Source organism: Acinetobacter sp. WCHAc060042 (assembly GCF_003231195.1).
Classification (GTDB): domain Bacteria; phylum Pseudomonadota; class Gammaproteobacteria; order Pseudomonadales; family Moraxellaceae; genus Acinetobacter.
In genome coordinates this window covers 1-26,678 of the sequence record NZ_QKVN01000041.1, presented here as the reverse complement: position 1 = coordinate 26,678, position 26,678 = coordinate 1, and the positions used below count along the sequence as shown (strand labels likewise).

The window sequence follows — 26,678 nt, the reverse complement described above, 5'->3', positions numbered from 1 at the left end:
CTTTTATGGTTCTAAGTTATTTGGTAGCCCTGAAATTATTGAGTTAAAAGGTATTGTATTTGAAGCACTGGATGAAGATAAGGAGTTTTTTTAATGCGTCATTTTTTATTGATTTCACATTTAAAACTTCACAATGCCAATGCAATGAGTAGTCCATATACCATCGGATTTCCTGCAATGACAGCGTGGCTCGGTGCAGTTCATGCCTTGCAACGTAAATTACAAACTAAAACGTGTGATGTGGCTTTAACTAAAGTGGCAATTAGCTGTCATGAATTTAATTTGCAAACCTATAAAGGGCAAGGGGATTTTGTTCACTCCATTATAGGTACAGCGAATCCATTAGATAAGGATGGGAGTAGACCTGCTTTTATTGAAGAAGCTCGTTGTCATTTAGAAGTTTCACTTTTAATTGAAATTGAAAATTTGAGTAAGAAAAAAAGAGATCAACTTTTAGAGCTTATCCCTGATCTAGTGTGCAGCATGAAATTTGCGAGTGGAGATGTTTTAGCAGTTAAGAATTGTCAAATATTGGATTTTGATGAAGATGAAAGTCAGGATAAGGAATTAAAACCCATCTTAAATAAGCTCATGCTTGGACATGTACTGATTGAGCGTCGTGATCTTGTTATAGAAAGTATGAATCAGGGCAGAGATGCGTTAGATGCGGTTTTAGATTATTTAAAAGTCATACATAGTTCTAGTCTAGATCAAGATGACAAAGTGACATGGACATCAAAGCGTAAAGCTCAAGGTTGGCTTGTGCCTATTGCTGTTGGTTTTCAGGGAATTTCCGAACTGGGACAAGCAAAAAATCAACGTGATGCCAATACTCCGCATCGCTTTGCAGAAAGTGTTTTAACGTTAGGTGAATTTGTGATGCCATATCGTATAGAACACATTGATCAACTGTTATGGAAGTATCATGTTGATTTAGAAAATAATTTATACCTTTGTGAAAATTTTACAACAAACTAACTTGATATTGAAAAAAGGAAAAACTCATGGCTAAAAATGAAAAAGCAGTTGCAAGTGTATTGGCATTTGAAAAGAAACTTGTTCCATCAGATGGTTATTTTTACGGAACAACTTGGACTAATCGTAATGAACAAACAGCATTAAAGCTGATTGAAAAATCGGTACGAGGAACGATTTCAAACCGTTTAAAGCCTGCTGTTGCAGGTGACCCAATGAAACTGAATGCAGAGGTTGAGAAAGCCAATTTACAGACTGTAGATGCATGTGCTTTGGGAGAAAATCAGGACACTTTAAAAGTTAGATTTACCTTAAAAGTACTCGGTGGAATTGAAAATCCATCTGCTTGTAACAATGAAAATTTCTTAGCTTCTTATCAAGTTGTAGCAAAAAACTATATTGAACAATATGGCTTTACTGAGCTTGCTAAACGCTATGCACTTAATATAGCCAATGCTCGGTTTTTATGGCGTAATCGTGTTGGAGCTGAAAAAGTAGAAGTTGTTGTTACGATTAATGATCAAGCAGCAATCACTTTTAATGCTTTGGAATATCCATTGCATGACTTTGATCAGATTGATGAGAAAGTACAAAACTTAGCGAACCAAATTGCACAGGCTTTGAAAGGTGAAACTGCTTATCTATTAATTAAAGTTGAAGCTTATGCATTAGTTGGTAAAGCGCAAGAAGTCTATCCAAGTGAAGAGTTGGTATTAGATAAAGGAAAAGGCAATAAGAGCAAAATTCTTTATCAAGTGAATGATGTTGCTGCAATGCATTCTCAAAAAATCGGTAATGCACTGCGTACGATTGATACTTGGTATCCTGAATTTGATGATAAAAAAACAGCAATTGCGATAGAACCGTATGGTGCGGTTACAAATCTTGGAAAAGCATATAGAACTCCGAAAGATAAAGTTGATTTTTTTAATTTATTTGATAAGTACGCTTTAGGTGAGTCATTGGCTAATACTGAACAAGAACATTATGTGATGGCAGTTTTAGTTCGTGGTGGAGTATTTGGTCAAAGTGGTAAGGAGTAATCAATGGATTATTACCAAGAAATTACTTTGATTGATCAAGCTGAGATTTCACCTTATTTCCTTTGGTCAAAAATCTATATGCAGTTACATTTTGCTTTGGTAGAAATGAAAGATCAGTACAATCAAGTGCCAATAGGAATTTCTTTTCCTGATTATGTGTATGAAGTACAGGAAAATAAAAGATCTAAAGTTGGTTTAGGTGGGAAACTACGTATTTTTGCTATATCTGAAATAGATTTACAAAAATTGGACATCAGAAAATGGCTAGATCGTTTATTAGATTACACACATATCACGAGTGTACGTCCTGTTCCTGAAAATAGAATCACAGGCTATGCCATTTATAGGCGTAAACAGGTGAAAACTAATCCACAGCGTTTGGCTCGTCACCGTGTGAAGCGTGGTGATATTAGTTTTGATGAAGCATTGGCTCGTTATAGTAATGTTGTAACAACAACGGATTTACCTTATATCCAATTGCAAAGTTTAAGTACTTCTGATGAACAAGATAAGAGATGGTTTAAGTTGTTCATTGAAAAGAACGCTACGGAAAAATCTGCAACTCAGGTTTTTAGTACCTATGGTTTAAGTTCACAGAGTTCTGTACCCGAATTTTAACCCAATATTTTTATACTCTTTAACAGCTTAATAAAATCAATAAGTTATAAACGTGGGTTAAAACTTGGGTCTTTTACTAGATTTAAAGCTTAACTCACTGTTATAGCTTTATTTTTTGTGTTAATTTTACTGTTCACTGCCATGTAGGCAGCTTAGAAAAACCTGACCAGCCGTAGGCGTTACATTCGCCAGTTCACTGCCATGTAGGCAGCTTAGAAATAAATCAAGCAAATCAAAATTGAATATGGAATGTTCACTGCCATGTAGGCAGCTTAGAAAATTGCAATGAAATTCCCAAAGGCTTGTGAGTGGTTCACTGCCATGTAGGCAGCTTAGAAAATTTGAATTTCACACTCAAGCGGGAAAGACAAGTTCACTGCCATGTAGGCAGCTTAGAAAAAAGAATGAAGCTGGCTATAACATCTCAGTTGGTTCACTGCCATGTAGGCAGCTTAGAAAAAGCATTTCCATTGCACCCTGCTCTATGTTGTGTTCACTGCCATGTAGGCAGCTTAGAAAAACTTGTCCCGCTGTAGGCGTTACATTCGCAAGTTCACTGCCATGTAGGCAGCTTAGAAATTATCGGGTGCAGATGTTGCCCTAAGTATGATGTTCACTGCCATGTAGGCAGCTTAGAAAAATCAACACCGTCAAGCAATAAATCAACTACTGTTCACTGCCATGTAGGCAGCTTAGAAAAAAGAACTTTGGAACAAGTCCAAGGTTGTCTGGTTCACTGCCATGTAGGCAGCTTAGAAAGTTCCGACGCTTTAGCGTCGAAATCTTCCCAAGTTCACTGCCATGTAGGCAGCTTAGAAAAAAACGCTTTGGGTGGTTGATCATGCATTTAAGTTCACTGCCATGTAGGCAGCTTAGAAAAGTTTGATTGGCTGTGAACAATCCACCATTTCGTTCACTGCCATGTAGGCAGCTTAGAAAATACGCAGTCCCACATCTTCACATGGTCATGAGTTCACTGCCATGTAGGCAGCTTAGAAAATACTGCCAATTTTAAGAACCCATTTAATAGAGTTCACTGCCATGTAGGCAGCTTAGAAATTTATCCACATTACCAGTGTGGGGACCTCTTTGTTCACTGCCATGTAGGCAGCTTAGAAAACACGTACAATGCTTGCGGCGTACATCCAACAGTTCACTGCCATGTAGGCAGCTTAGAAAGCAGTACCTTTTTTTATGTAATCTTTACCATTGTTCACTGCCATGTAGGCAGCTTAGAAATGTTGAAGTTACTGAAGAACGATTTTTAGAGAGTTCACTGCCATGTAGGCAGCTTAGAAAAGTTGCAGAAAACCGGGAATTCTAAAGCTATAGTTCACTGCCATGTAGGCAGCTTAGAAAATTGGAATAAGTGCATAGAGCGTAACGTGGTCAGTTCACTGCCATGTAGGCAGCTTAGAAAATAGCATAAGATTGAGCTGCGGAAAAAGTAGAGTTCACTGCCATGTAGGCAGCTTAGAAAGATTGAACAACCCACGTTGTGCAAGTGTTTTGGTTCACTGCCATGTAGGCAGCTTAGAAAAGTCACAAAATGCTGGAAACTGTAATGAACCTGTTCACTGCCATGTAGGCAGCTTAGAAAACGGTCAGAATGCTTTATTGTGGTATCCCGTAGTTCACTGCCATGTAGGCAGCTTAGAAAATAAACGCAAAGAAAGGGATGGCTCTTTTGTAGTTCACTGCCATGTAGGCAGCTTAGAAAACCACGGATGAACCGACTTAAGGGATTGTTGTGTTCACTGCCATGTAGGCAGCTTAGAAATCTAAGTCCAACCTTGAATACCTCAATGGAAAGTTCACTGCCATGTAGGCAGCTTAGAAATTTACTAGCCAAAGTTTTAACAGCGCTTATTTGTTCACTGCCATGTAGGCAGCTTAGAAATTAAAGCAGAAGCGCCACCAGTACCAGTAAATGTTCACTGCCATGTAGGCAGCTTAGAAAATCTTAAACGCACCACCCAACATGAAGTCAGCGTTCACTGCCATGTAGGCAGCTTAGAAAAGTAACAGCCCCGTAAACATCACCAACAGTATTTGTTCACTGCCATGTAGGCAGCTTAGAAAACACTAGCATCTACACCTGAGCAAGCCTGCAAGTTCACTGCCATGTAGGCAGCTTAGAAATTGATGTAAAGGTGACACTATCTATGGTAAGACTTTGCTGAAATTGTCTATACTGCCTTTAGATGTTAGAGAAAATTGTAATCAAATCAATAAAAAAGCCCCCATCTTTCGATGAGGGCTTTTTTGAATCTGGAGCGGGAAACGAGACTCGAACTCGCGACCCCAACCTTGGCAAGAGTCACCGACATAAAATACACTAAATAACATAATTGGTATTTTAATAAACTCTATATATAACAGTTATATAGAGTTTTTATTTTGTGTGGTGTAATTTAAGGTAGGGTGGGGTACTTTGATTTTTGGTCACTAATTTATTGTGATAATCAACAATAATAACCAACATACACATGCTTAATCTAAAGGTGTTTTACTGACTGGTATAATTTTATAATGAGAGGGGTGTTGCCTGGGGCTACGGTTTCTGTTTTGCCTTTTGGCGTAAGACGTACAAATATAAGCTTTCTACTTTTTCACGTGCCCATGGTGTGGTACGCAAGAATCGCAATGATGATTTAACACTTGGGTCTATGCAAAAACATCTAATTTCAATTTTACGACTTAAACCTTCAAAGCCACCGTAGTAATCCAATAATTCATCCAAAATGTCAGCAAGTTTTTTGCCGTGTAAAGGGTCATTGGAGGTGTTCATAATAGATCAATCGTATTTTGGGTGGCCATTATTATAACCTGGGCTAGTTGGAAAACTAGAGAGTTGGAATGTAAGTAATGATGGACTGAATAGCCACCAAAATTCTGGAGCACACCCAGCCATCGGGTGATGCATCATATATATGACTTGGTAATCCCATTTGCTGTGTAGGAAAGTTTTTTCTTAATGGGTCACCTTTTAATGGAAGTAGGTAAGAGGAAAGCTCTAAACCTTTACGGATCGCTTCAGCACTGTATTCAAAGGCAATTAATGGTCGACCTGTGATTGCCGTTGAGGAGACCAGTGTACCCTAAAGCCAATATTCACCCCATCCATTGTAGTAAACATTAAGTTTTTTGAGCATGGATTTATTTCCTTTTGATACGTTGGCGAGCCGTATTGCTCTCATAGCGAAGAATATCATCTACACTGTTTAAATTAGGTTTGAAGAGTTCCTCTAATTCTTGTAATCGGCCTAGGACCATGGCAACGCGTACTAAATTTTCAAATGAAACATTTCGACCTGCTTCCAGATTGGATACTGTATTCACACCAATACCAGCACGTGCAGCAACATCTGCCTGAGTCATTTCCAGATAAAGTCGTTCTTTACGAAGCCTCTCACATAATAATCCAACAACTTCTTCAGGTTTTCTGAATTTTAAATCCATAATATTGGGTCTTATGTCCATATATGTCTATTAAACCACAAAATAATGGAGTTATAAAATAAACCAGTTGATCGGTAAGAAGGTGCTTTATTGGCCTGATTAGATCCTATTAGATTAAAGAAATCTAATTAGACATTTACAATCTAATGGAATCTAATACAATCTATGGTAATAAATAAATCATTGCCGAGTAATTAAAATGATGACCATCTCCAATGACCCTTGGCACTTTCCACGTACCGAACTGGCGAAACAAATTTTAGGCATGTTTGAGACTGGACTAGCTAGTTCTCTGACTTTTTTTGCCCCACGCCGGATGGGAAAAACTGAATTTTTACGAAAAGATATTACGCCCCTAGCAGAACAGCTTGGATGGCGCGTTTTTTATTTCAGTTTTTTAGATGCAGGCCTGCATAGTGAAGGGCAGTTTGTAAAAGCTCTTGATGAGTTTTCAAAACAAAATGGCTTAATGGGGAAAGCCACACATTGGATTAAAAATATTGGTTCTTTAAGTACAGAGGTGGCAGAGGTAAAAGCTGAAGTGACACTTCTACAAGGACAAGTGAATTCCAGTATTTTGTCTAGCATTACTAAACTGGCTCAGCAGGGGAAACCTATTTTACTGTTACTTGATGAGATTCAGGCTTTAGCTAGTTCAAAATATAAAACCACGATTGCCAGTTTACGTACCGCTTTAGATATGCATAAAGAAACAATAAAGGTGGTTTTTACTGGTTCAAGTCGAGAAGGCCTGAGACAAATGTTTTCTGTGAGTAGTGCTCCCTTTTTTCATTATGGACAGAATTTACCTTTTCCAAATCTAACAAAAGCATTTACAGATCATCTGGCAGATGTATTTAATCAGACAACAGGACGTAGTTTGAATAAAGAAATTTTATGGCACGCCTTTTTAGATATGAAGCAAAGTCCTCAACTAGCAAGATCATTAGTGGAGCGTTTAGCCTTAAACCCAATGCTGGCTATAGATTTTGCCAAGGAACAGCTTATAGCCGATACAATGGGGCATCGTGACTTTTCGGGATTATGGGGAGAGTTTAAGTTATTAGAACAGCTAATTTTAAAAGCCATAGCGGAATCACAAGTTGAACTTTATAGTAGTCAATTTAGACAACATCTGGCTGATTCCATTGGTGTAGATAACATTGCGGTATCAAGTATTCAATCGGCCCTACGTTCTTTATCAAAAAAACAAATTATTTTTAAACCAGAGAATGGTACTTATGAAATCGAGGATGCTCTTTTTAAAGAATGGATTATGGATGAAGCATAATTTTGAAAACTCATTTGGATAAAAATTTACCGTACCGAGTTTGTCGGAGAATTTTTATTTAAGTATTTTATTCATAGACATTATTTCAATATAATGGGTGTCTATGAACAGAGAAATTCAACAAAGACTCGTATGAGTTAAATTATTTGAAGAGACTAATGATGCTGGCCTAGTTTGTCGGAGATGTGGCATTTCTAGACCAACGTTACGCAAGTGGTGGAAACGATATTCTGAGCAAGGTATTGATGGATTAAGTAGTCAGAGTAGACGTCCCTTAAAATCGCCAAATACTAAAATCAATGCTGAGCTAGAAGCCTTAATATTAGAAATGCGCTCAGCTAGAAATAATGGAAGCCTGAGCTCCCATTATGTATTGAATTTATTGTCAATCTTTATCAAGTTTCAAGATTCGATGCAATGGTGTACTTAGTCACGTTCAACTGCAAGTGCAACACCCATACCACCGCCAACACAGAGGGTTGCAATGCCTTTCTTGGCATCACGGCGCTGCATTTCATGTAATAAAGTCACCAAAATACGGCAACCTGAAGCCCCAATTGGGTGACCCAATGCAATTGCACCGCCATTGACGTTGACTTTATCCAGGTCTAAGCCTAATTCTTTAGCAACACCCAAAGCCTGTGCAGCAAATGCTTCATTGGCTTCAATCAAATCAACCTGATCTAAGCTCCAGCCTGCTTTGTTGAGGGTTTTCTTTACTGCATCGACAGGACCAAGCCCCATAATTTCAGGCTCAATACCAGACATGGCATAGCCTTTAATACGTGCCAATGGCTTAAGACCTAATTCTGCTGCTTTGTCCGCACTCATCATCAGTACTGCTGCTGCACCATCATTAATGCCTGAAGCATTACCTGCGGTTACGCTACCATCTTTTTTAAAGGCTGGGCGTAGTTTTGTGAGGCTTTCAAGGCTGGTATTGGCTTTAATGTATTCATCTTCAGCAAATACAACAGGCTCACCTTTACGTTGTGGAATGCTGACTACGGCAATTTCATCTTTAAACTTGCCAGCTGCCTGAGCTGCCGCAGCACGTTGTTGTGAAGTCAATGCAAGTTGATCTTGTTCTTCACGGTTTAAACCCAGTTTTTCTACAATATTTTCTGCGGTAATACCCATTTGATACTGGTTATAGGCATCGGTTAAACCATCAGCCACCATGCTATCCACCAATTGTGCATTACCCATTTTTTGCCCATTACGCAGCTGCATATAGTGCGCACTTTGTGACATAGATTCTTGACCACCTGCGACCACAATGTCGGCTTCATCGCATTGAATGGCTTGTGCTGCCAAATGTACCGCACGCAAACCTGAACCACAGACGACATTCAGCGTAGATGCAGGCACTTGTACTGGAATACCAGCAGCAATTGCTGCCTGACGTGCAGGGTTTTGTCCCACGCCTGTCGTGAGTACGTTGCCCATAATCACCTGATCAACTTGTTCAGGTTTTACATTAGCGCTGTCTAAAACTGCACGAATTGCTGTTTGCCCCAACTGTGGTGCAGATAAAGATGCAAGACTACCTAAAAAGCTACCAATCGCAGTACGTTTTGCTGCAACAATCACAACATCTTTCATTTTATATCCTTAAATTTTGTGTTCATGTTTCTGTGGATGCACATGATATATAGCATCTGCATGGCTGTTGTTATATGACCGATTAGAATAAATTTACCAAAACATAGCGACCCGGTGCCGCTTCAATGCTTGGATACTGCGCATTACCCAAGTTGCGGGCAGGGACTTGTTCACCAGTGTACGGTGTGACCCATGCCTGCCAGCGCAACCACCAAGATTCAGGGTGATATTCTGCGCCATCTAGCCATTGTTTGGTATTTTCAAACTTGGCAGCATTGGTGTAGCAACCGTATTTATTACGGCTTGGAGGATTGACAATACCTGCTACGTGTCCAGATTCACCTAAAACCAAGGTTGATTCACCACCCAAGTAATCTGCGCCACGGAAACAAGTATCCCAAAGTGCGATATGGTCTTCCTGCGTCGCAATAAAGAAGCTTGGTGTTTTTACACGAGATAGATTCAAGCCCACACCGTTAACCTTAACGGCATTTGGTGAAATCAATTCATTGTTCAAATACAAATTGCGCAATAAGAAATTATGAATTTTGGCAGGGATATTCGTACCATCGCTGTTCCAATATAAAATATCAAAATCAGAAGGTTCTTTACCTTTTAAGTAGTTGTCGATGTAGTAATTCCAGTACAGCGTATTTTCACGCAGTAAACTGAAGGTAACTGCCAACTGACGACCATCGAAATAACCCAATTGATTGTTCAGGTTTTCTAAACCGCTCACTACAGGTTCATTAATAAATACACCTAAGCTGCCTGGGTTTTCAAAGTCGATAATGGTGGCCATATAGGTCGCAGACTTTACGTGATTTTTCAGGCGTTTTGCCACGTAATAGGCTTGAGTCGCAGCAAGTAACGTACCACCAATACAGTAGCCAATGCAGTTGGCCTCTTTTTCACCGGTAATTTCTTCAATTACACGCAAAGCTTCCACTGAACCTTGTGTAATGAGATCGGCAAAAGTCAATTCTTTCTGTTCGGCATTTGGGTTACGCCATGACATTAAAAAGACTGTATGACCTTGCTGGCGCAACCAGTTCACTAAAGAGTTTTGTTCGCGTAAATCCAGCACATAATATTTATTGATAAACGGTGGTACGACTAGAATAGGGGTTTGATACACATTTTCAGTAGTTGCTTCATATTGCAATAATTGGAAAATGTCATTTTCAAAGACGACTGCACCAGGGGTGTAAGCTAAATCTTTGCCCAAGCTGAAAGAGTCGCTATTCACCATGCGAATAGATAAATACTTGCCGCTATTCATGACATCATCATGGAAAACTTGCATGCCACGGACTAAGTTTTCACCTTGTTCAGCTACAGTTTGCTGAATCACTTCTGGGTTAGTCCACAGAAAGTTACTTGGAGATAACGCATTGATCATTTGGCGGGTAAAGAAGTGAATACGATAGCGAACTTTGTCTGGAACACCTTCGACCACATCTACCATGTTTTGCACTAACTGGCTAAACAGTAAATAAGACTGTGACAACAAGTCAAAATTTGGGTGTTCTTGCCATAATGGGCTGTTAAAACGACGATCACCACTTTCAGGCTGAATAAATGGTGCTACATCTTTGGCCACGCTGCGCATCAACACATTTTGGTAGATTTGTATTTGACCTTGCCACCAGCTCCATTGCATTTCCATCATGCGAGCTGGGTTTTTAGATAGTGCTTCAAAGAACAAAGACATATCTTCTTTGTTGAGCTGCGCCAAAGCCTCATTAATTGGGCTTTGCCCATAATAAAATTCTTGTAATTTTTTCCAGATGTCATCATGTACAGAAAAAAATTGTAGTATGTTTTCTTTGAATTGAAATGAGTTCGGGTTCATTTCATCGCTCCATAGCACATGGCTTTTAGCAATCAAATTGAGTGCAGGGCTGAAACTAAAACGGGGAAATTTTCACACTTCCCCGTAACATTCGTCCTGATAACGCATGGTTTTCAGAGCAGTGTTATTTATTGTTAGGCATAGATTCGCTAACTAACTTTTCAAATTCCGATTTGAATTCAGTCGTTAGTGTTGCCAACTTTTTGCCATCTTCAATCATTTGCTGACTAAGTTTGTTCATGGTTTCTAATTGCTTGGTGGTGCAATTCACCATGCTTTGCATGTCTTTAACTTCACTATTGGCAAACATTTGCGCTAGACCAATGTTGGCATAGTTGCGTGCTGCTTCTAATTGTAGGTTGGTTAAGTCAGCAAAGTTTTTAGCCACTAAGCTGTTGAATTTTGTGTACGGTTCAAATACGTTTTTGTATTGTGCATTCATATTTGAAAATAAGTCGCCGTATAGCATGGTGTAACTCCAGTAAATAAACTTGTAAATGAAAATAGGGGCTGCACGGTTTAGTGCATGTATAAACCGCCATTAATCGATAAGGTTTCGCCTGTCACGTACGCACCGTGCTCGCTGACCAAGTACATAACAGCAGCGGCAATTTCAGCTGGCGCAGCAAGACGTTGTAGAGGAATTTGTGCTTCAATGCTTTTAATCACATCTTCACGCATGGCAGTAACCATTGGTGTTGCGGTATAGCCAGGCGCAACCACGTTTACACAAATATTTGAACGTGCACCTTCTTGAGCTAAGGCTTTGGTAAAACCGATAATGCCGGCTTTGCTCGCAGAGTAGTTGGCTTGTCCAAACTGACCTTTTAAACCGTTGACTGAGCTGATATTGACAATACGTCCCGACTTTTGTTCTAACATTTTGTTAAACACGGGCTGAGTCACTGTGAACAATGTTTTTAAGTTGGTATCAATGACTTGTGACCACTGTTCATAGCTCATCTTTTTAAAAGTTGCATCACGGGTGATGCCTGCATTATTGACCAGCACATCGACACGACCTTCAGCAGCAATTGCTTCTTGAATAGCTGCTGTTGCCGCTTCGTGGTTATTTAAATCCGTTAAGACAAAGCGTACATCGCTGTCTTGAAATCCTTCACTTTGAAGCCATTGTTTTTCGCGGTCTTCTTCACGTGGTACAACCGTTGCGATAATTTTATAGCCTGCTGTAACCAGTTGACGGCAAATCTCACTGCCAATACCACCTAATGCACCCGTCACTAAAGCTACTTTTTGTTCAGACATGTTGTTTTCCTAAGCAGAATAAGGTTATAAAAAAATAAGAAGTTTTTCCTCTTTATTCTTGTTTAGAAATTAAGCGTTTTATATTGCAAACAGATCACAGTTTGATGATGCTTTAAAGTCAAAAGTAAACAAATATTGGAAATATCTTGAGGAAGAAACGGCAGCATGTAAGGATTTGAACAAGCAGCTACAGTGAAGTTATTGATTCATCGTGCAGGACGCAGCAAAGTTCAGAGAACTGGTGCAAATAAGGGTTTGCTATAAGTTGTAGATATATGACAGTTAAAATACATACTGCGAGCAGATTATTTGGATTTAGATTTTTTTAATATGTGCAATTAATAGTTGTTGTGCTTGAAGTGCGTTGTAATGTTGAGGATGGATTTAAAGTTGAATTATTGTAAGCGTCCGCTGAATCCCATACCAATTTTTAATTCGATTTAGGTTTCCAGCAGTGTGGCAGTAACTCTTCAATCTGGGTCACTTTATGTGTCGGCAACCTTTTCAGAACATCACTTAAATAGGCATACGGATCCAGCCCATTCAGCTTTGCTGACTGGATTAAAGTCATGATATTGGCAGCTCGTTGACCACTGCGCAGCGAACCTGCAAATAGCCAGTTCTTACGCCCCAAGGCCCAGGGACGCATTTGGTTCTCTATCCAATTATTGTCAATGGGTAGATTGCCATCATCCAGATAGCGGCTTAAAGCAGTCCAACGTTTTAGGCTGTAATTGATCGCCCGGGCGGTTGGAGAACTCGATGGCACCGTCAGCTGATGTTGGTTGAGCCATTCATATAGTTGTTGCATGACCGGTTGACTATGCTGTTGTCGGTATTCGCAGCGGTCTTCCGCTGTACCATCCGTCTTTTTTCTTAATTCTGCTTCTATCGCATATAATTTCTGAATCAGCACTAATGCCTGTTCAGCGACCTGACTTTTCTTGGTCACATGTAGTTCATGGAATTTACGACGTGCATGTGCCATGCAGCCCACCTCAATGACCTGACCTGATCTAAAGCGTGCTTTATAACCACTGTAATCATCACAGACCAAATGACCCTGCCAGCCTTTCAGGAAGTCTTCAGCATGCTGGCCAGAACGGCTATCTTGAAAGTCATAGATCACTGCCTGAACTGGATTGTACTGTGTGCTGGCATAGGCCCAGACATAACCTTTTTTGGGCTTTTTCTCATTTTCACCCATCTGCATGACCGTCACCGGTGTTTCATCTGCATGGATCACCTGCTGTTGCAGTACCACCTGTTTTAAGGCATTGGCCAGAGGTTCCAGTTCTACACCGCAGCGACCTATCTGAGAAGCACTGCTTCGCAAGAGATAAAGTTGATCTAGAAAGCTCGATTCCCGCCCGCTGATAGATCAGACGTTGACGGTACAAAGGCAAATGATCGGCATACTTTGACACCAGCACATGGCTAAGCAATTCAGGTGAAGCAATGCCTTTATCAATCACATAGGCTGGCATCGCTTGCTGAGTCAGAGTGTCACACTGATCACAGACCCATTTACCACGCACATGCTGTTCCTTATAGAACTGTGCCGGTCTGAAATTCAGTTTTTCACTGACATCTTCACCGATACGACGCAAGGTACAGCCACAACTGCATTGTGTTGATTCAGGTTCATGCTCAATACGGAGGGTGTGTAGATGATCTGGCAACAGCCGACGTTTAGGTTTGTTGACTGGGGCTTTCTGTGCAGCTGCATTGGTTTTATCTGCATTCAGTCGTTCCAGTTCCAGATCAACCGCTGCAATATCTTCTTCAACCGCTTCATCCCAGAGATGGATTTGTTTTGCGGTTAGATGTTCGTTTTTACTGCCGAATTTATGCTGTTTAAATAGTGCAAGCTCATGCTCGTATTTTTGATTGAGAATAGAAAGATGTTGAACTTTAGAATCTAATTGCTGATTGGTGACTTCAAGATGTTGAACTCTGGCATCTAATTGCTGGTTTGATTGTGCCAGAGACTGATGCTGCATCGCCAACTGTCTGGTAAATTCCAGCAGTTGTTCATGGGTCAGTTGGCTTAAATCAGGCAGCGTATTCATGACCGCAGTATGCCTGAGGTCATGATGCAGAGGAAATAGAACGTTTGGAGAATAGCAGAATGGATGAGCCTGGTTTAGAGCATTGTTACCACTTGCTGCAGTCCGATTCTTTGCCAGGGCAAACCCTGGATCAGTGCCTGTAACTGCTCCGGGCTGATCGCCATACTTTCACCCTGGTGAACTTTAGCCCAGTGGAATTTCCCCTGTTCCAGCCGCCGGGCACACAGCCAGATACCCAGTCCATCATGCACCAGCACTTTCATGCGATGGCCACGTTTATTACAGAACAGGTAAGCACAATGCGGTTTGATGTAGCCAAAGGCTCTCACCACCTGAGCCATGGTCGTATCCATACCTGCACGCATGTCCATGGGCTGAGTAGACAACCAGATTTCATCAATGCGGATCATGTTGCAAGTGCCTTGAGTAATTCTGCCAAGGCAGGTATTTCTGATGTCTGCCATTTTAGCTGAATATCATTATTCGTATGAGGCACGGTGATACACAACGTGATCCTCTCATCAATAGGTTGGCTGATTGCAGCAGTGTAAGGCAAAGCAATAAATGCTGGATTCACATGAGTAGGATCCTGCACAGCACCCTCATGATGGCTGAAGATCCTGATCCAACGACTGACAAGGTTGGCATTAATACTATGTTGCAGTGCGACCGAAGCGATCGAGGTATTAGGATTTTTGCAGGCATTGACAATACTGAGTTTGAATTCTTTACTGTATGTTCTGCGTTTTTTAGCAACAGGAGGTGTTGCTGAATATATATCCATGTTCATGGATTAAGTCCCCACTTGTTTTTAGGTGGGAACTAAATTAAGGCTTATAGGATCGCTTGGTAAGGCTGTGTTAGCCGGATGCTTACCTCTAATCAAGTCTGGTGTACAGATATAACGTACATTCCTATGGCTAAAGGCTTTGTCTATCTGTGTGCAATTATAGATTGGCATAGTCGTAAAGTACTGGCTCATCGAGTATCGATCAGTATGGAAGCAGACTTTTGCATAGATGCGTTGCAAGAAGCAATTGTGAAATATGGTTGTCCAGAGGTGTTTAATACAGACCAAGGCAGTCAATTCACAAGCGAGGCATTTTTGAATGAGTTAAAATTGCGAAATATCCGTATCAGTATGGATGGGAAAGGACGATGGATGGATAATGTAATGATTGAGCGTTTATGGCGCAGCGTGAAGCATGAGGAAGTCTATTTGAAGGCTTACGATACGGTTAAACAAGCGAAACAATCAATTGCTGAATATTTGGATTTTTATAACATGATACGTCCTCATTCAAGTTTGAATAAGGCAACACCGGATGAATTTTATGATCAACATTTACTAAAAGTAATGGCAGCATAATTTAAATATTTAGAGCGGATTTATCACTTATAAAACTGAATTGAGTGGTCTAATTAACGGAACCACATTACACCTCATCTGAATGGCAAGGTAGAGCGTTCACAAAAAACTGATAAATCTGAGTTCTACGCTACTGTAGATATCGATTCTGAGGATATCCAAGACAAGCTAGCCGAATGGCAGCATTACTATAACTGGATGAGACCACATTCAGCGTTGAAAGGTAAAACACCGATGGAGAGGTACTTTGAATTATGTGAAGAAACTCCTTTCTCAGATGAAGTCCAGAAGCAATACAACCCCTCAAATGAACGGATTCAACATGCCAATTACAAGATGGATCTAGAGATCGCTAAATTGAAATGATCTCTATGAATCACACATAGAAACAATGCTAAAACTTTTGACCCCATTTGGTTTAAAATTAACTGTTGTGAAGAAATGATCACTTTCTATCAGGATATTTTCGATCTCAATGAACTGTTTAACTTCTCGAATTTGATTGTCTTTATTCACAATATTCCTATTGAGTGAGTCGAATCTGTGCTCAGGTTGAGCAGTTCGGCTACTGTTCTGAAATGACAGCTTTGTCCGTTATAATTGTATAAACATTTTGGTGTCTGGTAATTATGTCCTCATTGATCAATTTTCTATCTCACTTTAGTAATCCAACTCTTCATCGCAGTCTGAGCTATGCTAAACACATTGATAGGGAAACGATTGAGTTCTTTGAGGAAAATGATGATGTCACGATGTATGCTCAAATTGAAGGGACAGATTATTACGATACCGCGATTACCTATAATCTTAAAAAAGACCGTTTAATCGATGATGACTGCACTTGTCCAGTTGGATATAACTGTAAACATGCTGCTGCTTTAGCGCGGTTATTCTTTCAAGAATATCGTCAGGAATTTCAACAGCGTTATGCTGAATCTCAATCTCCGCAGGGAATCGCAAAACGCCGATGGGGGGATGATCAGGCGCAGCGCTGGTTGAATGATTTTAAACGGTATTTGCAACAGACTGAACCAGAGCAATCTGTCAAAACAAACAATTATTTAATTTACCTGCTAGATCAGTCGGTCAGCTTAAAGAAATTGACAGTTGATGTTCAGAAAGCCAGACGCAATAAGAACGGCTCAATTGCAGGGGAAAGTTATTATACCCAATATGAAAATATCACCAGAAAGCATCTGACTTTACCTGAACAAAAACGACAATTATTTAACCAGATTTATTATTATGCCAAAATAAATAGTGACGAACGCTTTTATCAAAGCAATCTTGATATCTCTAGAATTTTATTGGAGCATTTCAAATCTTTTATTCAAAGTGGCGATGTGTATTGGCAAAAAAAGAACCATACTGCACTTCAATGGTCAGAACAAGGCTATCACATCGAACTGATCTGGCAACAAGGTGTAAACAAACAGACAGAGCATTTAAACATTGAATTGGTCAATGGTGATATTCGACTCGATTTAAAATCAAATCCACATATTCAGATTCTCGCGAGCCATCCACCATGTTATGTGGATATTCAACAGAACAAGGTGGGCCAGTTATATGGTGAATATACGGCAAATCTTCTGTACCATTTTTTACAGATGCCTGATCTTCCATCTATGCTCTTGCCAGAGTTTGAGAAACTGACTCATCAATATTCAGATGTGAAAAATCTGCCTCAACCCGAGTCTATTCAGCATATTGATGTCCTTGAGGGTAGTCCCCAGCCAATTTTACGCTTCGGTGTTTTAGATAAATTTGATTGGAAATGGGAAGAGTCTGTTTGTGCTGAAATTGAATTCTCCTATGCAGGCGGAAGAATAAAAGCAGGTACATCAGGCGACAGTTTTATTGGTGAGCAGCATGACAAAATGGTACGACAGCTTCGGGACTTAGTTCAGGAACAACAGTCAATCCAGCGTTTACAGCTATTGGTCGAATCACTGAAGTGGGTGAAAGATCTTAGTTATGACCAGCAATTAAAACTGGATAAACAACGTCTTGATTCTATGGTTTTTGCTTTCTATGGAGACTGGATCAAACAGCTGATGCCCATCAATCAAATTGAGTTAATAGGCTGGCAGATAGAGCATCTGGAAAACAGCCCCTTTAACCTGCAATATGTTGAAAATTTAAATATTTCTATCACTGAATCTGAAGGTCAGCAGGACTGGTTCAATATCGGGGCGACGGTTCAAGACAGTGCAGGCAATTCTTATAATTTGCTTGATGCGCTCGTAGCTTTGGTGCGAGTAAATCCTGATTTACTTGATCCGCGGACTTTTATTCATCTGCATGACAGTCAAATTTTCACCGTGAAAACTGCAGTTGATCAACCTGATTTGGCTCTATCCGCTAGGGATATTAAGCCGGTATTGTTGCATCTGCAGAGCATTTTACAGCAAGAAGAGCGCAGTATTGATCGCTATGATGCGAGTCAATTATTAGAATTGCAGCATAATCTTGGGATGACATGGCAGGTCAGTGATCGCCTGCAGCAATTTGTACAAAAATTCAAACAAGGCTATCAGCAACAACTGCCGACACCACAAGGTTTTCAGGGGGAGTTGCGTCCATACCAGCAGCAGGGCTTAGGCTGGTTACAGTTTTTAAGGGAAACCCAGCATGGCGGGATTCTGGCAGATGATATGGGCTTGGGGAAAACAGCACAAACTTTAGCCCATTTACTCATGGAAAAGCAGGCTGGATATTTGCAGGACAGTCCCGCCTTAATTGTTGCACCCACATCGCTGATGCATAACTGGTTCAAAGAAGCGGAGAAATTTACCCCTCAGCTGAAGGTATTGCTGCTACAGGGGCCCGACCGCCATCAGAATTTTGAGCAGATTCCGCACTATGATATTGTGTTAACCACCTATCCGCTTCTAGCGAGAGATGAAGAACAATTAAAGCAATATGAATATCATCAACTCATTTTAGATGAGGCGCAGAATATTAAAAATCCGCGTGCCAAAGCTGCACAGGTAGTACGGCAATTAAAAGCACGACATCGTTTGTGTCTAACAGGTACCCCGATGGAAAATCATTTGGGTGAACTGTGGGCACTATTTTATTTCCTGATGCCAGGATTTTTATATTCACAAGAAATTTTTAATAAAAAGTACCGTCATCCGATTGAAAAACGCGGTGATCAGCAGTTAAGGCAAAAGCTGGTCAACCGGATTAAGCCCTTCATTTTACGTCGCTTGAAAACTGACGTAGCCAAAGAATTGCCAGAAAAAACTACGATTGAAGTCAATATTGATATGAATGACCAGCAATCCAAGTTATATGAGGCTGTTCGTGCCACGATGCAGGAAAATATTCAGAAAATTGTGGCAGAAAAAGGCTTTAAACGTAGTCAAATTCAAATTTTAGATGCCTTACTGAAGCTACGTCAGGTGTGCTGCCATCCTAGCTTACTAAAGCTGGATTCAGTGAAAACCGGGCAGGCACACTCTGCCAAACTTGAACAGTTGATGGATATGGTCGTTCCAATGGTGGAGGAGGGGCGAAAAATTCTGATCTTCTCTCAGTTTACCTCAATGTTGGAACTGATTGAGCAACAGCTCCATCACGCAGAAATTGGCTATGTGAAGCTGACTGGAAAGACCAAAAAGCGAGATGAAGTCATTACAGCATTTCAGTCTGGACAAGTGCCAGTATTTTTAATCAGTCTGAAAGCAGGAGGGGTCGGTCTGAATCTAACTGCCGCAGATACGGTCATTCACTATGATCCATGGTGGAACCCTGCTGCTGAAGATCAAGCTTCAGATCGTGCATGGCGGATTGGACAGGACAAGCCAGTATTTGTGTATAAGCTGATTACCAATAAAAGCATAGAAGAAAAAATTCTTGCCTTACAGCAAAATAAAGCAGAACTGGCACAGTCTATTCTAAGTACCGATCATGAGGGCGAAGCGAAACTGACGGAAAATGACGTGATGAACTTGTTTGAGAAATTTTAGTTTGGTTTCAGATTACCCTAATCATCTGTAAGTATCTGAAAGTCTGGATGCAATTTTTTCCAATGTTCTCTTAATTTTTCTTTATGAACAGAAATCATAGGTAAGTCTAGTAATAGCACTGGCCATACTGACCGTGCTTTGTCCATGATCGCGTGAAGTTGTTTTTCAATAACACGCCATGGAACACCGACTTTTTCAGCCCATTGTTCAAAGTGTTTCATCTCAGCTAAATACCAATCTTTATTTTTGGCAAGATTTAATGCGAAATGACGCTCATTTTCAATATATACACTGGTCATTAATATATCGTATGCGGGAGATAATCTGGGTGCACTTTTATCATGATAAATCATACTCCAGTTTTTTAAGTGCGCATCTCCATTGGCGAGCAAAATATTGACGAGTAAGCGGCTGGCAAATTGCTGAATATCAAGAATTTTGTTATCTGAAAATTGATAAATGATCTTTCCTATCTGCTCATAATTTGTGGTGCTGTATTTCTGATGTGGATATGCGCCGAAGATCTGAGCAAAGTCTTCGATGTGAATAAGCTCTATAGTATCAGCAGTACTCTGTCTATCAAATCTTTTGATTGCGAAAGCATATTGCTCTTGGGGTAAATTTAATGGTGGCAGGTCTTGTAAGAGTGCCATATCCACCAAGCGAATCTCAGGGACATCTATGCCGACTGTTTTGGCAAGGCTCATCATAGAATATTCATTTAGTGGAACAAAACCATGTCTGGAAGAAGGAGTTTTGATAATCCAATCCCCTAATAGACTGGATTCTATTGCCTGTGCTAATGTAAAACGCCCATCTTTGGCTTTCATGGAAAACTTCATTTGGACGCCAGCCAAGGAAAACTTATTATTTGTCCGAATCTCTTGTTTTAATATCTGATCTGGATTCGAGATCTGAAGCTTAAATTTTATTCCATCTGGGATTTCTTCTGGATCTACTGGGGTTGCAATCAGTGCCCCAGGTAAGTCATGACCTAAAGCTGCCAATAACTGAAATTCATTGTCTATATGTATTTTGAGGCTTTGTGCTATGAGTTCGCGTAATGCACCTTCTGGTAGCAGATTTGATAGCAAGGGGTGTAAGCGCTGATGTGTAACATAGGTCTTTTCTAAAATCTTATCCGCTTGAGGATATAAAGGGGAAGTAAGCAAGCTCAAGGTCGGACGTTGCTGATCCAAGTGAAAAGAATCTGTGAAAACCAGAATATTTTTTCCGCTCTGAAATCCTGCCAAGTATCCAACGACAACGTGATGTAATGTTAATTTCAGGACTGCAACAGTATTCATGGTTCCTCTCCTCCGAGAAGACCTTTCCATGGGTTAGACATTAAGTCATCTTGATCTTCAATAGTGACTTTAATTTCATCATTCAATAATTGTCTAATCAAATGAACCTTATCATCTGGGATGAGCATCAGTTGAGCATTTAGTCCTGCCGCAATAATTTCTAAGGTATCTAATCGAGGATTGCCTTGACTTTCCAGTTTTTGGTACTGCTGTCTTGAAATGCCTGTACGTGATTGCATATCAACTTGCTTTAAACCCAATAGGGTTCGTCTTTTTTTGACTTGCTGTAGTAAAGACTTATTTAGTGTAGACATATTTATTGCTTTTTGGTGGTATAAGAAGCATATTAGTTGCTTTTTTTTTGAAAAGCAATTTATGAATTTATCATTTCGATCTGTAAAATAGCCCTACTTGTATGAGAAATGGGTGTTCAAGTTGTTGTTGATTTTGCATTGAACCGTACCGGGTTTGTCGGAGACTTTTTTATTTAAGTTAGGCCACCTGACCTAACGTGTTAATCTTATCATCGAACATTTTTTCAAACACAAAAGGTGGCACATAACCTAGCGCACTTGTACAGCGCGCAATAACATAACTTCTCGTTGCAGTTATTGCCAGACCTTACGAACGCCATATCACCCCGAACTTTCTTTCCAAATTCGTTTGATTCGCTCAGCATGATGAAAATCATGTAGACCTCGTTTTGCTCGATGTTTCCTTGCGAAGCGATGCTTCTTATCTCAGGGAAAGTTGGTCTCCGACAAACCCGGTACGATTCATTCTGCCGTATACGTCTTGTGTTTCTTGCTCATGATAAACTCCTGATGAGTATGTATAGTTTACCAAGTTAAAACCTCTTGTTTTTTCAGCACACATCATTTAGATAAGGCAGCAACGGTTAAATTATTTAATCGCATGTAGTGATTTTTAGACCTTCAACTTGCAGTTCAAGAGATCGAGGTCTGCCAATACAAGCTAGATGTAAGCAAAATTTAAATGCGGCCAGTGCTTTGGCATCTTTTGTCGAGTAAAGCTGGAGACGAACATAATCTTCTTGAGTCGTAGGATGCTCTGTTGTGCTCGATTTAGCCAGCTTCAGTAATAAAGGTTGTTTCTTTTTATCTAGCAATTGTACCAAGTCTTGTCCAAGCAAATGCCAAAATTGATGGGGAAACAGGTCTTTTACCTTGCAATAAAATGATTCCAATTGATCAATTTTATTCCAGCGATAATGAATGCCGGTATGCGAAACTGTAACACGACTTAAAAATGTCTCAAGCACCGCTTTTATTTGATCTGGCTTTTTTTCAAAGATATTTTGAATATTTTCAAAGAAATAGTTCCTTGCTTTGCGCTCTTCAGCGCTATCTATCATCGAGGGTTTCAAAGGTTTATCCAGATGATTTGTGTTGTTGAGATCAAATAACCTTGGGTTGTTTTTTTGAGACTTGAGTTGGCCCAGTTGTTTGGCATTTTCATACCAGTAGTTAACCAGTTCGACAGGTAAACTCATTTCTTGTGATACCCGATCTGGATCATGATGAATTTCCAGTAAATTTAGGCACTTAAAAAACCATGCAAATGAAACTTTGGATTCTTTTGTTCCCGCGAAATATTTAAAAAAATCATGATGCTTTGAGTTAAATGAAACCTCATCTAGAATGTCTTCTACGTTACTTTTTAACCAGTCAGTTTGATCGTTGAGTAACTGCTGACTTAAATGACCAGCATGCTTTTCGAAATTGAATGGAGCAGAATCTTTTACTGTGTTTAAAAATTTGAAAGAAGGTAGGTAGCCCATCATCTTTTTTGCCAGTTGAGTATCTATGTCTGGGTGATATTGCAGTATTTTATGTCCAGCGATCAGGTAGCTCAGATGAATATAGCTTTTAAAGGTTTCCGTAGGGTCAATGTGACCCAGTAAATGGGCAATCATAAACCAATGATTTTGACCATGCGTATTACGGAGTAACTCTGTCCGAATGGACTGATATTCTTCTGCAGTATAATCCGTAAGATTCTTGACCAGTGGAGCATAATCGCAGTTGAGCAGAATGGATAAGTGATTGGCAGCCGTGTGTCGAAATGAGTGAAAAGAATAGTCATGAGTTTTAAAAAGCTCGTTCATAATCATTCTGAAAGGTGTTGTCACCGTATGTTTGTTCAGCTTGCTATTTTCATTCCAGTTGCTGAATAGGTATAAGTTTTCCTGATTGAGTAATCGTTGCTCGACTACATGATTATGAAATATTTGATATTCATCGGTTTTTAATAAGCAATATACAGGGACTTTGCGTTCAGCACTATCTGTTTTAAGTTGATGTAAGTTTCCTTTCTTTTTTGAGCCGTAGGGCTGAATCCAAACGGATAAACAGCTCAAGCCCTCGATATCCCGCACACGTAAGCCGAGAATTTCATTAATACGCATACCGGTACGGTAAGCTAAAATATAGATGATTTTTAATGTCTTATACGTATTTTCTTGACTATTAGCCCCTGAAAATAAGGTATCTAACTTGTTCATGAAAGCTTGATAAGTCATGGGACCAATGATACGTGCTCTCGGTCTGTTTTGTATGGCAATTGACTCTAATTCGAGAGACTCAGCGTCAAAAACTGTTCGTTGAAAGCTATGGAAGCGCTTCAACATCCTGCTGGTTTGACCTCTGGATTTTTTAAATTCAGGTTGGCCTGCTTCATCTGCGAGACGGGTGTTCGTAATAATTTGTTGGTAGATCTTCGCTAGGTTCGTATTCAGATCATCTTCGCTATCTAGATATTGTAAGGAATGGGTGAGCCAGGGCTCAGCAATACGGGAGTAATAAGTGTAAATCGAACTATCTGCTAACGGTCTATTCTGCTGAAACGCTTTTTGAAATTGGTTTACGCAAAAATTAAAACGTTCAGCCAGTTGCTGAATCTGTTCTAATTCTGGTTTATAAAGGCTGATGAGCCATAAGGCGACACGTTTACTGTACTCATTAAATTTATCAGTATTTTCAAGACAATATTTAATGATTAATACATCAATGGCTTGATCAGTTTGTGATGTACGAATCAGTTGTAAAAGGTCTTTGTGAATCTTTATAACATCATCCAAAGCTTGCTGAATGTCATCATTGGAGTAAGATTTACCCACAATAGATGGTGATTTTTCTACATCTGAATCAGTAAGAGTGTCCTGCTGATATTTAAATTTTGGATGAAGAAATCTTTCAAATTCTATTTCTGATAAGCCACAGGTTGCAGTATTTTCTATAAGACATTGTGAGAGAGCAGGATCAATGTCAACTTTCGGGAGTTGCATCCAGTTAAAGTTGGCGTAGTCGCGTAATAATTTATAAGTTTTAAGATTAAATGGTAACTTAATCTTATTAAAAATAAGCTGTAGATAATCTTCTACATTCTGGTTTACTGTACGAATATTTCTGCTATTAAAATGAATTAACCATAAGCGGGTGATTTGATCAGGAATAAAATTACGCGATTTACGAATGGTTTTTTCATCAATAAATAGATCTCCATAAGAGGGAGAGAGCGGTTCTAAAAATATAATGTTCAGATCTTCGATCTTTCTGATTTTTGCCGGATCTTTTAAGTGTTCAAGCAAAGCTTCTAAAGACGCTTTTTGATTTAAGCCGGAATAAAGCATGGCAGAAATAACAATATTTCCAATGATTTCATCATCAGAAAATGTCTTGCTATCTTTTGCTAGAATCCAGTAGTCCCAAAGCTTATCAAGAACTTCATCAACCTGCTGTCCCTTCTCGATCCAGTCCATGGTAAAAACTGGTTGATCACGCTTCATCTCAAATGTCAGATTCGGTAGGGGCAAAGTCTCACGACGATTTAAATTGATTTGCTTGATATATGACCGAAAAAGCTCATGTGCATATTTTTTCCAGGCCAAGCTTGGAGCTTTGCGTTTAATAAACTCATAAATTGCGGGATATAAGGATTCAAGATGTTCTTTTTGTTCTAGTTCTATTTCTTGGAAATATTGAATTAATTCCTTTTCTACATCCGATCGAGGAGATTTCTCTTTCTCAAGACGAATTTGTTTTCTACGATTTTCTGCATATAGTGGTCGAGCTTGCTTAGTTCGTTTATTGGATGAGGACATCGAGTTCAATACCGGTAATTTGAAAATGATCTTTCATTTGTTCAAGAACATGGGCAATGCTTGAATATTGTGAAATAGATAAGCTGGAATAAGGATGAGCAGCTTCTTGCTGCATCGGTTCATGACCGAATAAAGCTAAAATTTCAATTTCGCTAATTTTATGGCTGAGAAACGCACGGGCAGTATGCCGGTGCCAGTTTTCATGTAGCAAACTTAACTCAGGGTTAGATTTTTTTATAATCGAAGGCCTTAAGGGGTACCATTGACCATCCTGAAAGATATTCAATAGTGGGAGCTTGCTCTCTAAAATTTGTTGAATATGTTGTGGAATTTCTGGCTGACTAGGAGCAATTTGAGTTTTAAAATAATGTAAAAAATCTATGAATTTCTGGAGTTCTTGTACAACAAAATGACCTAGTGGAATTAAACGTCCATAGCCTTGACGCCCACCCACCTCCTTATCAGAAACCATGCATATTTTTCTTTTCAGGTTAAAGCTTTTTAAAAAACCTGGAAATTCAGCGACGGGTCGTGCAGCAGTAAAGAGCAACAAGAAATGCCACATCCACAGATTATAGTGATTAAAAATTGCTATCCAGTCGTCTTCTTTTTGTGAAATTATTCTGAATTTGAGAGTGGCAAAGATATTTTGAATCACATTTGAAGTAGGTGCTTTGCGGCTTCCAAAGTTTTTTTCTGCAGCATATTCAATATTCTGGTATTCATCGGATAACGACTCACACAGCTCTTTTAAAATTGAGACATATTCAGTCTGTAAAGTCAGGATATTTTGATGACAATAAGAAGTAGAAGAAGACTTATTGGCATCAATACCAGTGAGAAGGTCAGCAAGCTGTTTATTTCCAGTGCGTTGCAAAATAGTCTGATGTAAAAGAGAGCCAATTCTTATTAGTGATAATTTTGGAATATAAAATTTGGCTCTCAGCTGTTTCAAATGTTGCTGAAGGTCCTCTTCCTTAACGGGGTCACCGTCTCGCAGAGATTCAATAAATGAATTCGGGATCGGGATGTCCAGATGAACTGTTTGGTTGAGCAAGCCCTCTGGATAAGCAAAATCCTTATTTTCAAAAATTGAAAATTTACTTCTCAGATAATATTGTCCATTGCTTTGCTTGATCTGTTGGCGAGCATTTAAATTTTTAGCACGTTTACTTTGTAGACGGAGCCACTCCTGGATTTTATTTCCTGTCAGAAATGACAGCATCAGGATCAAGGATGCCTTCTTTTTTTTGATTTCTTTATCCTTGTCTTTAGAGTCTTCTTTAACCTCAACAATGTAATTTTTATATAGTTCAGTAATTAGGGCACTTATGCTTGTGGTATTAGGAAAGAGGCTGCTGTATGGCAGCAAATGTTCTTTCCGTTGAATATGTTTGGCAACCAGAGGCAGCACATAGCTTTGGCCGGATTCTGAATATGCAGCAAGGGGGGTAACGATGGTTGGGTCTACAAGTATTTGACGTGTATCTTGGTCATCTAATTGTTCTTCTATATTAAGAGCTTTAGACTTTTGACCTTTTTTAATTTCTGAACTTTCTACAATCAGCTGATCTTCATCTAAAAAATCATGTTGAAGTTGAGTCTCGATGCTCGCTTTGGCAATTTTGGCCTTATTGTTTAAAATATAAGTAAATGTAATGCGTAGATTATTCAGTAGATTTTTTTCAAAATCATTGGATGGATCTGTATTGAAA

Annotated in this window: 17 protein-coding genes, 6 pseudogenes and 1 CRISPR repeat array; of the genes and pseudogenes, 8 read left to right on the top strand and 15 right to left on the bottom strand. The window is 39.5% G+C overall.

Annotation, left to right across the window (positions count from 1 at the left end):
* Window positions 1-93: 93 nt before the first annotated feature.
* Genes csy2 through cas6f form a run of 3 tightly spaced genes read left to right on the top strand, consistent with a single transcriptional unit; the run spans window position 94 to window position 2,636 of the window.
* On the top strand, window positions 94-978 hold the full coding sequence (gene csy2 / locus DPG01_RS15330; RefSeq protein ID WP_110975694.1) for a type I-F CRISPR-associated protein Csy2: 885 nt from the start codon (window positions 94-96) through the stop codon (window positions 976-978).
* A gap of 26 nt (window positions 979-1,004) precedes the next feature.
* Window positions 1,005-2,018, top strand: a complete 1,014-nt coding sequence (csy3, locus tag DPG01_RS15325; protein WP_110975693.1) for a type I-F CRISPR-associated protein Csy3 — start codon at window positions 1,005-1,007, stop codon at window positions 2,016-2,018.
* Window positions 2,019-2,021: 3 nt separating this feature from the next.
* On the top strand, window positions 2,022-2,636 hold the full coding sequence (gene cas6f / locus DPG01_RS15320) for a type I-F CRISPR-associated endoribonuclease Cas6/Csy4 (protein ID WP_110975692.1): 615 nt from the start codon (window positions 2,022-2,024) through the stop codon (window positions 2,634-2,636).
* 131 nt (window positions 2,637-2,767) lie between these two features.
* Window positions 2,768-4,778: a CRISPR direct-repeat array (repeat unit 28 nt; unit sequence GTTCACTGCCATGTAGGCAGCTTAGAAA).
* A gap of 412 nt (window positions 4,779-5,190) precedes the next feature.
* On the opposite strand, the gene DPG01_RS15315 is transcribed toward cas6f, so the two are convergent.
* From DPG01_RS15315 to DPG01_RS15305, 3 genes and pseudogenes are all read right to left on the bottom strand, one after another.
* Window positions 5,191-5,427 carry a VF530 family DNA-binding protein gene (locus DPG01_RS15315; RefSeq protein WP_002058193.1) on the bottom strand — a complete coding sequence of 79 codons (237 nt, stop codon included), beginning with the start codon at window positions 5,425-5,427 and terminating at the stop codon, window positions 5,191-5,193.
* A gap of 115 nt (window positions 5,428-5,542) precedes the next feature.
* Window positions 5,543-5,731: pseudogene (locus DPG01_RS15310) on the bottom strand (type II toxin-antitoxin system HipA family toxin); the annotation flags it as partial.
* A gap of 64 nt (window positions 5,732-5,795) precedes the next feature.
* A complete protein-coding gene (locus DPG01_RS15305; protein ID WP_002058191.1) occupies window positions 5,796-6,098 on the bottom strand; it encodes a helix-turn-helix transcriptional regulator in 303 nt (100 codons plus the stop codon).
* A 199-nt stretch (window positions 6,099-6,297) separates the two neighbouring features.
* On the opposite strand from DPG01_RS15305, the gene DPG01_RS15300 reads away from it, so the two are divergent.
* Together DPG01_RS15300 and DPG01_RS15295 are read left to right on the top strand one after the other, a co-directional pair.
* Window positions 6,298-7,389 carry an ATP-binding protein gene (locus DPG01_RS15300; RefSeq protein WP_026094134.1) on the top strand — a complete coding sequence of 364 codons (1,092 nt, stop codon included), beginning with the start codon at window positions 6,298-6,300 and terminating at the stop codon, window positions 7,387-7,389.
* A 103-nt stretch (window positions 7,390-7,492) separates the two neighbouring features.
* Window positions 7,493-7,744 (top strand): annotated as a pseudogene (locus DPG01_RS15295) (helix-turn-helix domain-containing protein); the annotation flags it as partial.
* A gap of 71 nt (window positions 7,745-7,815) precedes the next feature.
* Here DPG01_RS15295 and DPG01_RS15290 read toward each other — a convergent pair.
* The 7 genes and pseudogenes from DPG01_RS15290 to DPG01_RS15260 form a co-directional block, all read right to left on the bottom strand.
* Complete coding sequence (locus DPG01_RS15290; RefSeq protein ID WP_019384923.1) at window positions 7,816-8,994, bottom strand: acetyl-CoA C-acetyltransferase; 1,179 nt, start codon at window positions 8,992-8,994, stop codon at window positions 7,816-7,818.
* An 82-nt stretch (window positions 8,995-9,076) separates the two neighbouring features.
* Window positions 9,077-10,849: a class I poly(R)-hydroxyalkanoic acid synthase gene (locus tag DPG01_RS15285; protein WP_019384922.1), complete on the bottom strand. Its 1,773-nt coding sequence runs from the start codon at window positions 10,847-10,849 to the stop codon at window positions 9,077-9,079.
* A gap of 124 nt (window positions 10,850-10,973) precedes the next feature.
* Window positions 10,974-11,318, bottom strand: coding sequence for a phasin family protein (locus DPG01_RS15280; RefSeq protein WP_019384921.1), 345 nt, complete (start codon window positions 11,316-11,318; stop codon window positions 10,974-10,976).
* 50 nt (window positions 11,319-11,368) lie between these two features.
* Window positions 11,369-12,115, bottom strand: a complete 747-nt coding sequence (locus tag DPG01_RS15275; RefSeq protein ID WP_019384920.1) for a beta-ketoacyl-ACP reductase — start codon at window positions 12,113-12,115, stop codon at window positions 11,369-11,371.
* A gap of 430 nt (window positions 12,116-12,545) precedes the next feature.
* Window positions 12,546-14,187, bottom strand: a pseudogene (gene tnpC / locus DPG01_RS15270) (IS66 family transposase).
* Between the two features lie 74 nt (window positions 14,188-14,261).
* Window positions 14,262-14,597, bottom strand: coding sequence for an IS66 family insertion sequence element accessory protein TnpB (gene tnpB, locus DPG01_RS15265; RefSeq protein ID WP_162622354.1), 336 nt, complete (start codon window positions 14,595-14,597; stop codon window positions 14,262-14,264).
* Window positions 14,594-14,977: a transposase gene (locus tag DPG01_RS15260; RefSeq protein ID WP_001055589.1), complete on the bottom strand. Its 384-nt coding sequence runs from the start codon at window positions 14,975-14,977 to the stop codon at window positions 14,594-14,596. The genes tnpB and DPG01_RS15260 overlap by 4 nt, the downstream gene beginning before the upstream one ends.
* A 90-nt stretch (window positions 14,978-15,067) precedes the next feature.
* Here DPG01_RS15260 and DPG01_RS15255 point away from each other — a divergent pair.
* From DPG01_RS15255 to DPG01_RS15245, 3 genes and pseudogenes are all read left to right on the top strand, one after another.
* Window positions 15,068-15,556, top strand: a pseudogene (locus DPG01_RS15255) (IS3-like element ISAcsp5 family transposase); the annotation flags it as partial.
* 69 nt (window positions 15,557-15,625) lie between these two features.
* Window positions 15,626-15,922 (top strand): annotated as a pseudogene (locus DPG01_RS15250) (integrase core domain-containing protein); the annotation flags it as partial.
* 263 nt (window positions 15,923-16,185) lie between these two features.
* Entirely contained in the window at window positions 16,186-19,533 is a 3,348-nt protein-coding gene (locus DPG01_RS15245) for a DEAD/DEAH box helicase (protein ID WP_110975690.1), read from the top strand.
* Between the two features lie 17 nt (window positions 19,534-19,550).
* Here the strand turns inward: DPG01_RS15245 and DPG01_RS15240 are convergent, their stop codons facing one another.
* The 5 genes and pseudogenes from DPG01_RS15240 to DPG01_RS15225 form a co-directional block, all read right to left on the bottom strand.
* Window positions 19,551-20,840 (bottom strand): type II toxin-antitoxin system HipA family toxin, encoded by a 1,290-nt coding sequence (locus DPG01_RS15240; protein ID WP_110975689.1) that lies wholly within the window; start codon window positions 20,838-20,840, stop codon window positions 19,551-19,553.
* A complete protein-coding gene (locus DPG01_RS15235; RefSeq protein WP_004883943.1) occupies window positions 20,837-21,154 on the bottom strand; it encodes a helix-turn-helix domain-containing protein in 318 nt (105 codons plus the stop codon). Before DPG01_RS15235 ends, DPG01_RS15240 begins: the two co-directional genes overlap by 4 nt.
* A 253-nt stretch (window positions 21,155-21,407) precedes the next feature.
* A pseudogene (locus tag DPG01_RS19090) lies at window positions 21,408-21,556 on the bottom strand (IS3 family transposase); the annotation flags it as partial.
* A gap of 191 nt (window positions 21,557-21,747) precedes the next feature.
* Window positions 21,748-24,963: a tyrosine-type recombinase/integrase gene (locus tag DPG01_RS15230; protein WP_110975688.1), complete on the bottom strand. Its 3,216-nt coding sequence runs from the start codon at window positions 24,961-24,963 to the stop codon at window positions 21,748-21,750.
* A partial coding sequence (locus DPG01_RS15225; protein ID WP_110975687.1) for a hypothetical protein occupies window positions 24,947-26,678 on the bottom strand: 1,732 nt, incomplete at its 5' end. The genes DPG01_RS15230 and DPG01_RS15225, both read right to left, overlap by 17 nt.

Excerpts from the sequence above, each read along its gene's own strand:
- tnpB (WP_162622354.1), bottom strand. The coding sequence starts at position 14,597 with ATGATCCGCATTGATGAAATCTGGTTGTCTACTCAGCCCATGGACATG.
- DPG01_RS15260 (WP_001055589.1), bottom strand. The coding sequence starts at position 14,977 with ATGAACATGGATATATATTCAGCAACACCTCCTGTTGCTAAAAAACGC.
- DPG01_RS15230 (WP_110975688.1), bottom strand. The coding sequence starts at position 24,963 with ATGTCCTCATCCAATAAACGAACTAAGCAAGCTCGACCACTATATGCA.
- DPG01_RS15300 (WP_026094134.1), top strand. The coding sequence starts at position 6,298 with ATGATGACCATCTCCAATGACCCTTGGCACTTTCCACGTACCGAACTG.
- DPG01_RS15280 (WP_019384921.1), bottom strand. The coding sequence starts at position 11,318 with ATGCTATACGGCGACTTATTTTCAAATATGAATGCACAATACAAAAAC.
- csy2 (WP_110975694.1), top strand. The coding sequence starts at position 94 with ATGCGTCATTTTTTATTGATTTCACATTTAAAACTTCACAATGCCAAT.
- DPG01_RS15290 (WP_019384923.1), bottom strand. The coding sequence starts at position 8,994 with ATGAAAGATGTTGTGATTGTTGCAGCAAAACGTACTGCGATTGGTAGC.
- DPG01_RS15315 (WP_002058193.1), bottom strand. The coding sequence starts at position 5,427 with ATGAACACCTCCAATGACCCTTTACACGGCAAAAAACTTGCTGACATT.
- cas6f (WP_110975692.1), top strand. The coding sequence starts at position 2,022 with ATGGATTATTACCAAGAAATTACTTTGATTGATCAAGCTGAGATTTCA.
- DPG01_RS15305 (WP_002058191.1), bottom strand. The coding sequence starts at position 6,098 with ATGGATTTAAAATTCAGAAAACCTGAAGAAGTTGTTGGATTATTATGT.
- DPG01_RS15285 (WP_019384922.1), bottom strand. The coding sequence starts at position 10,849 with ATGAACCCGAACTCATTTCAATTCAAAGAAAACATACTACAATTTTTT.
- DPG01_RS15240 (WP_110975689.1), bottom strand. The coding sequence starts at position 20,840 with ATGAATACTGTTGCAGTCCTGAAATTAACATTACATCACGTTGTCGTT.
- DPG01_RS15235 (WP_004883943.1), bottom strand. The coding sequence starts at position 21,154 with ATGTCTACACTAAATAAGTCTTTACTACAGCAAGTCAAAAAAAGACGA.
- DPG01_RS15245 (WP_110975690.1), top strand. The coding sequence starts at position 16,186 with ATGTCCTCATTGATCAATTTTCTATCTCACTTTAGTAATCCAACTCTT.
- csy3 (WP_110975693.1), top strand. The coding sequence starts at position 1,005 with ATGGCTAAAAATGAAAAAGCAGTTGCAAGTGTATTGGCATTTGAAAAG.
- DPG01_RS15275 (WP_019384920.1), bottom strand. The coding sequence starts at position 12,115 with ATGTCTGAACAAAAAGTAGCTTTAGTGACGGGTGCATTAGGTGGTATT.